Source organism: Mycobacterium sp. 155 (genome assembly GCF_000373905.1).
Classification (GTDB): Bacteria; Actinomycetota; Actinomycetes; order Mycobacteriales; family Mycobacteriaceae; genus Mycobacterium.
Genome location: NZ_KB892705.1, coordinates 1,544,333 through 1,557,899, shown reverse-complemented (window position 1 = coordinate 1,557,899; position 13,567 = coordinate 1,544,333). Strand labels below are relative to the sequence as shown.

The following is a 13,567-nucleotide window of genomic DNA, read 5'->3' as shown; positions in this document are numbered from 1 at the left end:
CCAGAAAAGGTGGATATCAGATGCCAGTATTGTGTGGAGATGCCGCGGCACACCCGATTGGTCCATCTCCCGTTGGACACCAGCGATCTGAGCGCCAAGTCGATCGCCACCCAGATGGTGACCCTGATCGCCGACGGGCAACTCGCCGACGGTGACTGGCTGCCCTCCACTCGCACGCTGGCCGACGAACTCGGATGTTCACGCACCATGGTGGCGGCTGCCTACGATGAGCTGGTCGCCGCCGGTTTTCTCGAAGGGGTGCCCGGGTCGGGTACCCGGACGACGTCCGGCGCGGCGGCCGCGGCCGCCGCCGGTCTCTCCAGTCGCCCGTCCGACCACCCTGGCACCGACCGCAAGCGGCGTGCGTCGCCGACCAATAGTGCTGCGCCCCAACGTGGCTCAACGGTTGATCTCCGCCCAGGCTATCCTGACACCGGGTTGATCGATATGCGCGCCTGGACTCGCGCCTGGCGCATGGCGGCGGCTCGGACCCCGACGACCTCCTCACCGTGGCAGGACACGAGCGAGCTGTTCGTCACGGCATTGACCGATCACCTGCGCACGAATCGCGGGATCGATGCCGGCACGGTGATCGACGTGCCCGGCTCCGGGGCAGCCTTTCAGGCGGTCGCGGCCGTGAGCGGTCTCACGCGGTGCTATCTTGAGTCCCCTTGCTATCCAGCCGCATACGAGGAATTCGTAGGTGCTGGGCTGCGCCCCGTCTTTGTGCCGGTCGACGACGACGGCCTTTGCGTCGATCAGCTGGGCGACGCCGCCGGCCTGGTGTACTGCACGCCGGCGCACCAGTACCCGCTCGGACACCGATTGTCGGTCAACCGGCGCGCCACATTGGTCGCCTGGGCCGAGCGGACCGGCTCGATCATCGTCGAGGATGACTATGACGGCGAGTTCCGCTATGGGGTTGCACCACTCCCGGCGGTTCGGTCCGTCCCGGGAGCGGGGGAGCGCGTCGCCTACATCGGGACGGCATCGAAGATCCTCACGCCCGGGCTGGGTGCCGCCTGGCTGGTACCACCGCGGCCGCTTCGCGATGCGGTGCTGGCCTACGTGCGCGAGCGTCGGCTCGCGCTCTCCGTGATCACCCGGGATGCGCTCGCGGAACTGATCGTCGCCGGTGATCTACAGCGGCATTTGGCCCGAGCCGCACGCGAATACCGGCATCGCCGCGACGTGCTCATTGCGGCACTCGGCACGCATTGCCCCGGGCTCTCCGTACTCGGCGTCGAGGCCGGTCTCCACGTCGCCATCCTGCTGCCCCGAGAACACGATGACCGCCGCGTCAGTGAACTCCTCACCGCACAGGGATTCGTCATCGAAGCCCTGTCGCTCTTTCCAGGTGCCGCAGACCGCGAAATCAACGGACTGGCAGTCGGTTTCGCGCTCATCGACCGAGTGTCGGCAAACAGCTTCGCGATTCGCCTCGCCGAGGTTCTCGGGTAATCGATCGACCTCAGTAGCCTGTCCGCGAAGTACCGAGAACCACGTGCTCAGCGGGATAGGCATGGATGAGCGCGGTGCTCAACTTGGGCACCGCATGGATGAGGTCATGCTCGGCGTCGTGGGCGATCCGGTGGGCGTCGGTGAGGCTGAGGTCGGGGTCGACATCGAGTTCCGCGTCGGCGTGCAGACGGTGCCCGATCCAGCGCATGCGGACACTACGCACCGCTTGCACTCCTGGATGTGCGGCCAGGACGGTCTCGGCGGTGTCGATGAATGCGGGGTCCACACCGTCCATGAGACGACGGAACACATCGCGAACGGCCGTGCGCAGTACCACCAGAATCGCGACCGTGATCAACAGTCCGACGATGGGGTCGGCGAGCGGGAATCCAAGCGCTACGCCGCTGGCACCGATCAGCACCGCCAGGGAGGTGAAGCCGTCGGTGCGGGCGTGCAGCCCATCGGCGACCAGCGCAGCTGAACCGATCCTGCGCCCTACTCGGATGCGCAACAAGGCGACCCATTCATTGCCGATGAAGCCCACAAACCCCGCGAGGGCGACCCAACCGACATGCTCGATCTGCTGCGGCTCGATCAACCTACGTATCGCTTCCCAGCCGGCGATCAACGCAGACAAGGCGATCATCGCGACGACGAACAGTCCCGCGATGTCCTCGGCGCGGCCGAAGCCATAGGTGTATCGGCGGGTAGCAGCCTTGGCGCTGAGCGCAAAAGCGATCCACAGCGGCACGCTGGTCAACGCGTCGGAAAAATTGTGGATGGTGTCGGCCGCCAACGCGATCGATCCCGAAAGCGCGACGATGACGATCTGCGCGATCGCCGTCAGTCCCAGCGCCAACAGACTGATCTTGACCGCCCGGACTCCGGCCGCGCTGGACTCCAGCGCGCCGTCGATGCTGTCCGCAGCATCGTGGGAGTGTGGCGCGAAGATCTCCCGGAGCAGCCCGCGCATGCCTTTCGGGTGCCCGTGGTCGTGGTCATGCTCATGGTGGTGATGCGGGTGATAGCCACTCATCGCCGTGCAGCTTTCCGCGGATTGGGGTCGACGGTCAGTTCACGTACCCGCGCATCGTCGCGGTGGTGTGGCGGAACACCCGGGCCGGCGTGCTCGGCGTTGAACACCGCATCGACGACCAGCTGGCGGACATGCTCGTTCTCCAGGCTGTAGAAGATCGTGGTGCCCGACCGACGGGTGCGTACTAGCCGCGCCATGCGGAGCTTGGCCAGGTGCTGCGACACCGAAGGAGCCGGTTTGCCCACTCGCGATGCGAGATCGTTGACCGACAACTCACCCCCGGTGAGCGCCCACAAAACCTGAATCCTGGTGACATCGGCCAGCATTCGGAACACCTCGACAATCAGACCGGCCTGCTCCTCATCGAGGGAACCCACTGAAGCATTATCTGCATTCATATGCAGATAGTAACCCTCGCGGGAAGGCGCCGTCGAGCAACGCTTGGACGAATCATCCTGGGACACGGGACGCGACCATGCTTGCGCTCTCAGGTGACTACGATTTCCGGTTCATGGAAGAAGAACTCGCGGTCGACATGGATTACGCCATGGGCACCGAGACCGACAATGCCGCCGAGTTCGAGGAGCTCGTCATGAGCGCCGTACTCGCCCCGACGGCCCTCCTGGAGCTGGACTAGGTCGTCGTGACACGCGTGCTCGTCGCGCCCGACAAGTTCAAGGGCTCATTGACCGCAGCGGAGGTGGCCGAAGCGCTCGCCGACGGACTCACGGCGGGTAACCCTTCCTGGTCGGTCACCACGGCCCCGGTGGCCGACGGGGGAGACGGCACGGTGGCGGCGGTCGTTGCCGCCGGCTGGACGCCAGTTGCGGTAGAGACTACCGGTCCGACGGGTCGTCCCGGTACCGCTCTCTACGCGCGCCGCGGGCCGGTCGCGGTGGTGGAACTGGCCGCGGCAGTCGGCCTCGTGACGCTCCCACCGGGTGTGCTGGATCCTTTGAGAGCCAGCACATTCGGACTAGGCACTGTGATCCGACGCGCACTCGACCTGGGCGCACGTGAGATCATCGTCGGGGTCGGCGGTAGCGCGTCGACCGATGGTGGTGCGGGGATGTTGCAGGCCCTCGGGGTACGGATTCTCGACGGCGACGGCAACGAGGTCGGACCCGGCGGCGCGGCACTGCGCGAAGCCGCGAAGGTCGATCTCAGCGATCTGCATCCAGCGGCCCGTACGGCGCATTTTCAGCTCGCCTGCGACGTGGACAATCCGTTGGTCGGTCCAAGCGGTGCGACAGCGGTGTACGCACCGCAAAAAGGCGCGACAGCCGAGCACCTGATGCTTCTGGAGGACGCGATGACGCGGTGGGCCCATCTGCTCCGCACCACCACCGGTCGCGACGACAGCCGTACGCCGGGAGCGGGAGCGGCCGGTGGGACCGCATTCGGGGCCATGTCGGTCCTGGGCGCCACAACCCGGCCCGGCATCGAAACCGTACTGGACCTCATCGACTTCCGGCGCAAGCTCATCCAGGCGGATATCGTCATCACGGGCGAGGGGTCACTGGATACACAGAGCCTGCACGGCAAGGCTCCCATTGGAGTCGCTGCGGTTGCCACAAAAATGGGCGTACCCGTCGTCGCGGTTGCCGGCCGCAGTTCACTACGCGACATCGAGTTGCGCGCCGCCGGAATCACCCGGGCGTATACGCTCGCCGAACTCGAGCCCGACACGCACGCGTCCATGGTGAATGCGGCAGACCTGCTGCGCCGGATCGGACGCACCATCGCGGTGTCCGCCGACGTCATCGACACCAGCCGACAAGGAGAATCATGAGTGCCGATTTCACTGCCGAGCCGCCCTCAACGTGATGTCGGAGATGGCCGTGCGACTCTGTCCGCCGACGGTGCCGAGTTTCGAAATCCACACCAGCACATTGGAGGTTTTCTTCTGATCGTCGATGGTGATGGTGTTCTGTCCTGGCTGCAGCGACACGTTGGGGGTCAGCTCGGTCGTGTCGGCCAGGCTGTTCAGGTCGGTGCTGTCGGCCGCTCGAATCTGCACCTCTGTTCCTGTGCTGGGCACATCGAGGGTCACTTCGCTCAACGCGGTGGGCGCAGGCAATTGCAGCATCAGACCGACGCCCTGTTTGAAGGTGGGGAACGGGGCGGCATCTTGGTAGACGTCGGTGGGCCACGCAGTATCGGGATTGCCGTCGATGGCGTTGCCTGCCTCGTCCGGGTGATCGGGTGAGCCGCCGGGGGAGAACACCGTCGCCCGTTCCGGCGTCACGACCGGCCCCGGTCCACTGTGCGATGAAAACCCGAAGCCTCCGGTGACAAAGTAGGCCGCCGTGGCCAGCACCACTACGAACACGACCACCAGCCCGACGATGCGCAGCGGCCGGGACGCCCACGCAGAGCTCTTACCTGGCTTCACCCCGGATGTCGTGCGTCGCCGGCGGTCGCGCGTACCTCCCGAATGGTTGACTACGGCGTCGGCGAACAGTGTCCGGTCGTCCCAGAAACCGCTGGCCTCCACTACATCACCGTCGGACAGTTCGCCTGTGATGGCGTTGCCACGCAGTTCGACCGGCACAACGGTGTGGGCCGCCCCTGTCGAGTCGTATCGCTCCACCCGGAAGGACCAGACTTCGTCACCGTCGGGCCCGGCCGGCAGCTTCTGCACCGCACGGGCGGTACCGAGCACCGTGAGCACGGTCAGTCGTCTGGTGTGCGGGGGACTGCCCCGATCGCTTTCGCCAGAGGGCTCCAGCGGTGCGGTGTGGACAGCCGGCTCACGTGAAGTCCGCTCCGGGGCCGGCTCGGGTGCGGTCGCCACGTCCAGGCGCCCGCCGAGGGCCTGGGCGAAGTCGATGCACCGCACGTAGCGCTGATCAGGGTTCTTCGCCAGTGCCTTGGCCATGGCGGCATCGAGGTGCGCGAGGTCGGGACGGCGCTCCGACAGCAGTGGCGGTGGTGTGTTGAGGTGTTTTCCGGCCACCACGATGCGATTGGCGTCGTCGAACAGGGGCGCGCCGGTCAACAGATGAAAAGCCGTCGCGGCCAGGGCGTACTGATCGGCCCGACCGTCGAGCATCTTGCCCATGAGCTGCTCGGGCGCAACGTAGGCGACGGTACCGATAGCCATGTTGGTCTCGGTGAGCCCATTGGTGTCGTCAGCTTCGCGAGCGATGCCGAAGTCGGTGAGCAGGACGCGACGCCGGGTGCTCGCCGTCGGCGTGGTCACCAGGATGTTCGCCGGTTTGACGTCGCGATGCAGCAGCCGTCGTTCGTGCGCGAAGTCGAGAGCTTCGGCCACCGCCGTCACGATTTCCACCACATCCTGATAGGGCAGGCCTGACGGGAACTGCTGCTCAAGCATGTGACGGGCGTCGGTGCCCTCCACATAGTCCATCGAGATCCACAGATGACCTTCGAACTCGCCACGGTCGTGTACACCGACGATGTGCGGATGCCACAACGTCGCGGCCAGCTCAGCCTCTCGGGTAAATCTGGCGCGGAACTCATCGTCGCGGGTGGCGTCCGTCGACAGAACCTTGAGCGCGTCCAGACGGGGCAGCCGGGGATGTTGGGCGAGGTAGACCTCTCCCATGCCACCTGCACCGAGGAGCCGCTGAATGGAGTAGCCGGCGAAGACGTCACCGGAGTTGAACGGCATATGTTGGAGCCTACAAACGAGGATGGAAATACCGTCGTTTTTGCTGGCCAAGGAATGAATCAGCGGCAGCAGTCTGCTACGCGCCTACGCTGAAGGTGCACGTCAGAGCCGCTCGGCCAACTGGACAAAACAGCCATCAACCACGGCCGCTGTGGTGCAGTGTCCAGACGGAGCGGGCCGCCGCGGCGCACTATCCGAGAACGTAGGGCAGACGGTCTCTGAGAGAACCGAGCGCATCCCGCTCGGATGCTGTTGCGGCTCGCCGGCCCGTTCCGACTGTCAGGACGGCCCCGTCCGACATCCACGCCGGAAACGCTGCTCCGGTGATCCTCTCGAAGAGTTGCCGGGATGCCGCCAATGTCTGTGCTGGAGGCCCGGATACGTCAGGGACGTATGCGGTCAGGTCGAGGTGGTGCAGGGTGGCCTCAAGGACGTAGGCATCCAGATAATCGGCGGCGGTGAGGACTTCTCCGCGAGTGCTGACCCGAAGCTGCGGGGCGGCATATCGGGCCGCCCGCCCGGCTGCAGAACCCACATCATCGAGATGATGCTTGAGCAAACGGGGCCGCTCGTACGCGGCGGCTAATCGGACCACGAGCGCATCGAGAGGATCGTGCCCGGTCGGTGGGGAATGGGAGACCTCCCAATATGTCGCTGCATCGCGCGTCGGCTCTTCAGAGCTCGGTGTCGCCAGAGTGATGAGAATGTCTTGAGCGTCAATCACCAGATGACACAGAAGATCTCGAACCAACCACCCTGTGCAGCCCGACGGCGTCGTAAAGTCCTGCTCGGGGATCCGCTGGGCGGTATCGAGTAGCGACTTCCACGCCAATGCGAACACGCCTTGATTCCTCACCGTATCCGGACCATGATCACCCAGACTGCCGGACGATGTCGAAGGTGACGTATCTCGCGGCATCGACGATTCATAGCGGTACAGATTGCCGACTCAGGGAAAGGAGATCGGGGGGATCGCGGAGGGCAGCGGGACCTGCGGGATCTCTGCGGGTAACTCGACGCGAGGCACGTCTGCCGGAATCTCGACCCTCGGGAGTTCACTTGGCATCTGCACATCGGGGACGGCACTCGGCAACGGCACCGGCGGAATGTCACTGGGCAAGGGGACAGCTGGAATATTCGCCGGCACAGGCAACGTTGTCACCGCATCGTCCGATGCGGCAGGCTGACTCGATCCGGCATCGCAGCCGACGATCGCCGCGAGCATCGCAACCGTTGACAGGCATACTGTTGTCCGTCGTGTGACTCGCCACGCCGTGATAGGCATTTTGCCGACTCCTCGCCAGAACAGCTCTGACGCTACCACCGCGCCGACAGCGCGACGGTCGACACGCGTCCGGCAGTCTCTGTGCAGCCGAAAGTGACTGCAATGCAACAGTATCAACTTACCCGCCACTGGATACTTCATGACTCGGCCGGTGCCGCGCCGCACTGGACTGTGGTCATGATCGCTAGAGCTGATCCTCGACAACGTAAACGGCGTTCGCGAATCCGTCCAGGGCCCTGGCGCATTCTTGCAATGCGGCCTCGGCTGCCTCGCGGCCCTTCGCTCCGAGACAGTCACGCGACTGGATTTTTACAAACCAGCTATTGAGCTTGTTGAGGTCTTCTTCGTTTTCTTCGAGTTCCGCGTAAGTGAAGTGCTCATCCGCGGTCTCGTTGCGAATCTCAGTGAGAAAGTCCTGGCACTTGTCGACGATCTCGGCGTATTCCTCGTCGCGTGCGGTCCGATACAGGTCGACAAGATCGTTACTGCCGGCCAGTATTTCGGCCCGCATAACCTGCGCCGTTGCACCCATGTCGATGATTTCGCGGCGCAATGAGCGCAGCGCGCGCTCGTTCATTGCGGAATCTGGAAGTGCTGCTACCGAATTTTGCACGTAGACGGCCCCCAGAGCCTTGAGGCGACGCCAGGCTGTGGCGCGCAGTCGGGTTGGCTCGCGGGGTATGCGATACGCCAGCAGCAGCCACACAGTGACATTGTCGGGCTCGTCGAGCGCTGCCATGGGACTAGCATGCCATCACCTCGAACATGGCTATCTCTTTAGGGGTCGACGGCGTTCAGTACTGCGTGGGTCGCAATAACCCTGAAGCCAGGACGGCACCGATCATCCACACCGCCGCGTAGCTGAACGCCCACGCGGGTGACACCAGGGTGTAGAGCACTCCGGCTACGACGGTGGCCATCAGATCACCGGCGGCCTGAACTGCGCCGAGAACGCCGAAGCCGCTGCCGCGCAAGTGGTCCGGCAAGAGTTGGGACACCACCGCCGATTGCGTCGGCTCGGCAAGTCCGATCCCGGCGCCGGCTGCCGCGAACGCCACCGCGATCATCCACGGTGCATGTCCGCCGATCGCAAACAACCCATAGCCGGCGACGTAGGCTGTGGCGCCGGTGGCGAAGACCAAGCGTGGTCCGGCACGGTCGTACCATCGGCCGGCGACCAGTGAGCCAACCGCCGCAATCACGTTATGGGCTGCGTATATCAGGATCGCCAACGAGGTCGCCGCGGTGAGGCTGCGATATGGCGACTGCAACAGTTGAGTGGCCCGCAAAATCAACAGAGTTGTTGCAAGATTGCCACATTCGAACAGTGCAACTGGCAGCAGCGCACGTAGCATTCCCGCCTCACGCAGTGCCGCGATATCGATTCGACGGCTCAGGCGAGGGCTTTGCCCTGTAGCGACTCGGCGACGAGATTCCCTGGCCGCCAAGAGAATTGCCGCAGCGGCGAAAAGGCTGGGTATCGCGGCAAGGTACAGGGCTGGGCGAACGCCGAGCCATGCCACCAAACCTGCGGCCAGCAGCGGCCCGGCTACTGCTCCCAGATTGTCACCGGCGCGCTCGAGCCCGAAAGCCCTGCCGTGCATCGACGTTGGAGCCAGCGATGCCAAAAGCGCGTCGCGCGCGGGGGATCGTAGCCCGCGCGACATCCACGCAAGCGCGCGGAACACCCCGGCCTGCCACACTGTGACGGTTGCCCCGATCGCCCCGGTGGCGAGCGCGGTTCCGATATAGCCGCCCGATGCCGCCCGCCCCCGCCACTCAGGATCGTTGGCCAGCGGCCCGCCCACGAGTTTCATCACACCGATGAGGGCGTCGCTGATGCCGTCAATGAGACCCAACGCGCTGGCGGGTGCACCGAGCGTGCTCGTCAAGAAGGTCGGCAACACCGACGTTGTCACCTCGTGACCGGTGTCCGAGAAGAAACTGGCCGCACCGACCGCACCAACGCCGGGCGTCAACCACCTCTCGACTGCTTCGGTATCGACCGGATGGTCTCTGTCATCTGGCACATCAAGAACATAACTGTGGTTAGTTTATGGGCGCAACCAGTCAGGTTGCTGCGGCTCTTGGAGCGCGCAGTGGAAAGCCCGACATCGTGTTCCGTCAGTCGGGGCGATTCTCGCTGCGTCGAAGCCGTGGCTGGCATATGGTGTGTGCGGCGATGGACCCCGCCGAGATCCTGTTCTACGGATCTGAACCGCCCGTCCTGGGCTGATGGCTCCTCCCGCACGATTGTGGAGGAATCATGCCTGTTGGTCGTATTCACAAAGTCGCTGGGGACGCGCGCGGTCCCGCACTGAGGCTTAGACGCTGCCTGGTACGGGGGTGGGCGCTTGCCTCGACTCGGCCTGAAAGCAACGGGGGAGTGCGATGAGTACTCCGCCGATCGATCCGACGGCTCTGGTGGACTACGTATCCACAGAAGCCATCGAGTACGTGGACGTGCGGTTTTGCGATGTTCTCGGGATGATGCAGCATTTTTCGATTCCGGCGTCGGCGTTCGATGAGAGCGTGTTTGAAGACGGGCTCGCTTTCGATGGGTCCTCGGTGCGCGGTTTCCAGTCGATCCACGAATCCGACATGATGCTGCTACCCGACCCCGACACCGCCCGCATCGACCCGTTCCGGGCCGCCAAGACGCTCAACCTGAGCTTCTTCGTCCACGACCCCTTCACCCGCGAGGCCTACTCCCGCGACCCCCGCAACGTCGCCCGCAAAGCCGAAAACTACCTGGCTAGCACCGGCATCGCCGACACCGCCTTCTTCGGCGCCGAAGCCGAGTTCTACATCTTCGACTCCGTAGCCTTCGACTCCACCATGAACGGCACCTTCTACGAAGTCGACTCCGAATCCGGCTGGTGGAACACCGGCGAACCCTTCGAAGCCGACGGCACCGCCAACCGCGGCTACAAAGTCCGCCCCAAAGGCGGCTACTTCCCCGTCGCCCCCTACGACCGCTACGTCGACCTGCGCGACGAAATGGCCACCAACCTGATCAACGCCGGCTTCACCCTCGAACGCGGCCACCACGAAGTGGGGACGGGTGGGCAGGCCGAGATCAACTACAAGTTCAACACCCTGCTACACGCCGCCGACGACGTCCAACTCTTCAAATACATCATCAAAAACACCGCCTGGACCCACGGCAAAACCGTCACCTTCATGCCCAAACCCCTCTTCGGCGACAACGGCTCGGGCATGCACGCCCACCAATCCCTGTGGAAAAACGGCCAACCCCTCTTCCACGACGAATCCGGCTACGCCGGCCTCTCCGACCTCGCCCGGCACTACATCGGCGGCATCCTGCACCACGCCCCATCCCTACTGGCCTTCACCAACCCCACCGTCAACTCCTACAAACGCCTCGTCCCCGGCTACGAAGCCCCCATCAACCTGGTCTACAGCCAACGCAACCGCTCCGCCTGCGTGCGCATCCCCATCACCGGCAACAACCCCAAAGCCAAACGCCTCGAATTCCGCTGCCCCGACAGCTCCGGCAACCCCTACCTCGCCTTCGCCGCCATGCTCATGGCCGGCATCGACGGCATCAAAAAGAAAATCGAACCGCTGACCCCCGTCGACAAAGACCTCTACGAACTGCCCCCCGACGAAGCCGCCAACATCCCCCAAGCCCCCACCTCCCTGGCCACCGTCATCGACCGCCTCGAAGAAGACCACGACTACCTCACCGAAGGCGGCGTCTTCACCGAAGACCTCATCGAAACCTGGATCACCTACAAACGCGAAAACGAAATCCTCCCCATCCAAATCCGACCCCACCCCTACGAATTCGCCCTCTACTACGATTGCTGATGGCGCGGGTCGCTGGCCCGCCTGGCCACAAAGGGTACTCGCGGGTCGGTGTCAACTGGCGCGGTCTGCAGTTGACGGTGATGCGCTTTCGTCTCCGGTAAAGCTGAACCGATGGTGCCCGAGTTCATCGAGGTTGACCGCGACCATGTTGTTGTCTATCGGGTTGCCGTTTTTCCCCAAGCCGTCGATGACGGTCCGATAGTCAGGTCCAGTGAGCAGGGCACGGTAGCGGTGATGAAAATGACCGTGCCACAACCGGGCTGGTCGCACTGCGTCAACAATGGAGCGTAGGAGGGCGCGGTGCATCTCTGAGGTGGCTAGTTCCTCTGGCGGGCATCCGTACCGGTCGGCGGCCGCACCGGGCACCACGATGCCGGCTGGGCAGTCGTGGCAGAACATCACGTCTGCCCGCCCGGCGGCGGCGATGTCGCGGGCTTGTTCCGGGGTGATCATCTCTTGCGGCCACCACGTCTTGCCCGGGGTCCTCAGAAACTTGTCGATCGAGTAGGCACCGCCGACCGCAAGGCACCGAGTATTCCCCCATTGCCAGCGCAATCCGCGCGGCAGGTGAATGACTCGCTCACGCAGGTAACGGAGGCCGTCCGGTGACACCGGCCAGGCGAGCAGTCGGTCGAAGTTCTCGTGATTGCCGTCGACGAAACCGAGCACCATGTCGTGGCGGCGTAACGCGCGATCGAGCGCGTCAAGGTATTCGTCGGTGAAGTTGAATCCGAAGTCACCGAGATGTACAAGAACCGAGACATTGCGCCGGGCCGCGTGGCGGATGGCCGCGACCCCGTACTCGGTGTCGGCGTGCCAGTCCCCGGCGATGGCGATGCGCGCCGGGGTGGCGAAAAACTCCGGGCGAGTCGAGCGCTCTGACGATCGCCGCGGGTGGGACGTAGTGACCATGGGGGGCTCCTGGGTGCGTGGGCCGGTCCATCTGCAAGACGCCATGGTGGCGGCCGTGATTCAGTTCCCAGGGACCGTTGGCGATCGACGACACAGTACTGCGACCGCAGATGCGAGCCCCACCGCAGTGAGGATTACAGGCTATCCGCGCCACGACCAACGAGCAATGACGCAGGCGCCTTCATCGCATATTCTTAGGGGCGAGGGCGATGGATCCCCGCCGGGATGGGTATGTGTCCCATCCGAACTGCCGTCACGGCTGATGGTTCCTACGGACACCGTGGGGAGGCCGCATGAGTGTGATTGTCGGATTCGATCATCATCCAGCCAGCATGGTGGCGCTTCAGCGTGCCGGGGACTTGGCCGCCGCCTTGGGTACCCAAGTCCACGTCGTGCACGTCACCAGCGTCTCCGACGGCACTCTGGCCACGCACGGCAGTGGCGAACCCACGACGGCCGTCACCAGCGATCAGGTTCGTGTCGCGGGCGCGCTGGAGGGTCTCGATGTGCAATGGACGTTTCATCGGCGCGACGACGGTGATCCCGCGCATGCGCTGTTGGAGGCGGCCTCGCAGTACGACGCATCGATAATCGTGGTCGGGCGTCCCGAGGACGGCATCGGTGCGGCACTCGGCCATATAGTCACCGGGGCTGTGGCGCGCACGTTGATCCGGCGCAGCCCTCTGCCGGTTCTCGTCGTTCCCAACAGCGAACGACGAGAACGGGGTCCATGGTGAGGTGAGCCTGTGTCGGATCCTCGACGGTGTCGACGGCGGCCCGTCAGTGGTGCCGAGATCGGTTGTGTAAGTACGCCATCAACACATCCTCGGCGCGGTGGTAGCGCAACGAGTCCACCCACAGCCGGTGAACAACGGGATGCCGATACCGCGACCGAGTACCCCCCGGTGTTGCCACGTAACCGGCGACGTCGGCGTCGGCCAATTCCGCGAGCACGGGCGCAATGTCAGCTTCGTCGAGATCGGCCAGCTCGGCCCACGCCGATGCCCATACGCCGTTGTCCATGCCGCCCGGCGGCAGCCAGAACGCAATGTCCCGTTGTGCGGGGTTCCCAATGGGATTGAAAGGTGAACTCACGACAGCCTTCCCTCACCAGATCGAACTGGGTAGGAGCCATCAGCATCCTGCGCGGCTTCGGCGAGCTCCATCGCCTTCGCCCATTTTGCCCCAGCTCCCGGCCTGCTGGCGAGCCGTTAGCAGTCTGCCGCACCAGCGCTGTTGCTCCTCGGCTATTTGCCGCCACGACGTGGCGGCAAATAGCCAGTTGTTGGCATCGGTGACCCGACACGCGCTACCATGCGACTAGGCGATGAAGCTCGCCTTCGAATGCCGCACCGGCTGATGGCTTCTACCGAGTGGATGAACGCACGGTAGAAGGTAGGTG

General features: G+C 64.4%; 13 protein-coding genes and 4 riboswitches. Of the genes, 5 read left to right on the top strand and 8 right to left on the bottom strand.

What is annotated here, in order from left to right; all coding sequences use genetic code 11:
• Positions 1-39 precede the first annotated feature (39 nt).
• Positions 40-1,461: a PLP-dependent aminotransferase family protein gene (locus B133_RS0107210; protein WP_036419029.1), complete on the top strand. Its 1,422-nt coding sequence runs from the start codon at positions 40-42 to the stop codon at positions 1,459-1,461.
• Between the two features lie 10 nt (positions 1,462-1,471).
• Here the strand turns inward: B133_RS0107210 and B133_RS0107205 are convergent, their stop codons facing one another.
• Together B133_RS0107205 and B133_RS0107200 are read right to left on the bottom strand one after the other, a co-directional pair.
• A complete protein-coding gene (locus B133_RS0107205; RefSeq protein ID WP_018600065.1) occupies positions 1,472-2,497 on the bottom strand; it encodes a cation diffusion facilitator family transporter in 1,026 nt (341 codons plus the stop codon).
• The gene (locus B133_RS0107200) at positions 2,494-2,895 is read right to left on the bottom strand and encodes a metalloregulator ArsR/SmtB family transcription factor (RefSeq protein ID WP_026256087.1); all 402 of its coding nucleotides are present in this window, start codon (positions 2,893-2,895) and stop codon (positions 2,494-2,496) included. The genes B133_RS0107205 and B133_RS0107200 overlap by 4 nt, the downstream gene beginning before the upstream one ends.
• A gap of 113 nt (positions 2,896-3,008) precedes the next feature.
• Between B133_RS0107200 and B133_RS25170 the strand changes: the two genes are divergently transcribed.
• Positions 3,009-3,134 (top strand): hypothetical protein, encoded by a 126-nt coding sequence (locus B133_RS25170; RefSeq protein ID WP_255349242.1) that lies wholly within the window; start codon positions 3,009-3,011, stop codon positions 3,132-3,134.
• A 6-nt stretch (positions 3,135-3,140) separates the two neighbouring features.
• Positions 3,141-4,289 (top strand): glycerate kinase, encoded by a 1,149-nt coding sequence (locus tag B133_RS0107190; RefSeq protein WP_018600062.1) that lies wholly within the window; start codon positions 3,141-3,143, stop codon positions 4,287-4,289.
• A gap of 9 nt (positions 4,290-4,298) precedes the next feature.
• On the opposite strand, the gene B133_RS0107185 is transcribed toward B133_RS0107190, so the two are convergent.
• The 4 genes from B133_RS0107185 to B133_RS0107170 all read right to left on the bottom strand — a co-directional run bounded on the left by B133_RS0107185 (position 4,299) and on the right by B133_RS0107170 (position 9,449).
• Complete coding sequence (locus B133_RS0107185; protein WP_018600061.1) at positions 4,299-6,134, bottom strand: serine/threonine-protein kinase; 1,836 nt, start codon at positions 6,132-6,134, stop codon at positions 4,299-4,301.
• A gap of 190 nt (positions 6,135-6,324) precedes the next feature.
• On the bottom strand, positions 6,325-6,975 hold the full coding sequence (locus B133_RS23605) for a maleylpyruvate isomerase N-terminal domain-containing protein (protein ID WP_018600060.1): 651 nt from the start codon (positions 6,973-6,975) through the stop codon (positions 6,325-6,327).
• Positions 6,976-7,603: 628 nt separating this feature from the next.
• Positions 7,604-8,158: a Chromate resistance protein ChrB gene (locus B133_RS0107175; protein ID WP_018600058.1), complete on the bottom strand. Its 555-nt coding sequence runs from the start codon at positions 8,156-8,158 to the stop codon at positions 7,604-7,606.
• A 55-nt stretch (positions 8,159-8,213) separates the two neighbouring features.
• Positions 8,214-9,449, bottom strand: coding sequence for an MFS transporter (locus tag B133_RS0107170; RefSeq protein ID WP_018600057.1), 1,236 nt, complete (start codon positions 9,447-9,449; stop codon positions 8,214-8,216).
• Between the two features lie 139 nt (positions 9,450-9,588).
• Positions 9,589-9,671: riboswitch (Fluoride riboswitch) on the top strand.
• A 139-nt stretch (positions 9,672-9,810) separates the two neighbouring features.
• Between B133_RS0107170 and glnA the strand changes: the two genes are divergently transcribed.
• On the top strand, positions 9,811-11,253 hold the full coding sequence (glnA, locus tag B133_RS0107165) for a type I glutamate--ammonia ligase (protein WP_018600056.1): 1,443 nt from the start codon (positions 9,811-9,813) through the stop codon (positions 11,251-11,253).
• A gap of 51 nt (positions 11,254-11,304) precedes the next feature.
• Here the strand turns inward: glnA and B133_RS0107160 are convergent, their stop codons facing one another.
• The gene (locus tag B133_RS0107160; RefSeq protein ID WP_018600055.1) at positions 11,305-12,165 is read right to left on the bottom strand and encodes a metallophosphoesterase; all 861 of its coding nucleotides are present in this window, start codon (positions 12,163-12,165) and stop codon (positions 11,305-11,307) included.
• 196 nt (positions 12,166-12,361) lie between these two features.
• Positions 12,362-12,444: riboswitch (Fluoride riboswitch) on the top strand.
• Between the two features lie 14 nt (positions 12,445-12,458).
• On the opposite strand from B133_RS0107160, the gene B133_RS0107155 reads away from it, so the two are divergent.
• Positions 12,459-12,902, top strand: a complete 444-nt coding sequence (locus B133_RS0107155) for a universal stress protein (protein ID WP_018600054.1) — start codon at positions 12,459-12,461, stop codon at positions 12,900-12,902.
• Between the two features lie 43 nt (positions 12,903-12,945).
• Here B133_RS0107155 and B133_RS0107150 read toward each other — a convergent pair whose 3' ends face one another.
• Positions 12,946-13,260: a hypothetical protein gene (locus tag B133_RS0107150; RefSeq protein WP_018600053.1), complete on the bottom strand. Its 315-nt coding sequence runs from the start codon at positions 13,258-13,260 to the stop codon at positions 12,946-12,948.
• Positions 13,261-13,283: 23 nt separating this feature from the next.
• Positions 13,284-13,344: riboswitch (Fluoride riboswitch) on the bottom strand.
• 135 nt (positions 13,345-13,479) lie between these two features.
• Positions 13,480-13,541: riboswitch (Fluoride riboswitch) on the top strand.
• Positions 13,542-13,567: the final 26 nt, after the last annotated feature.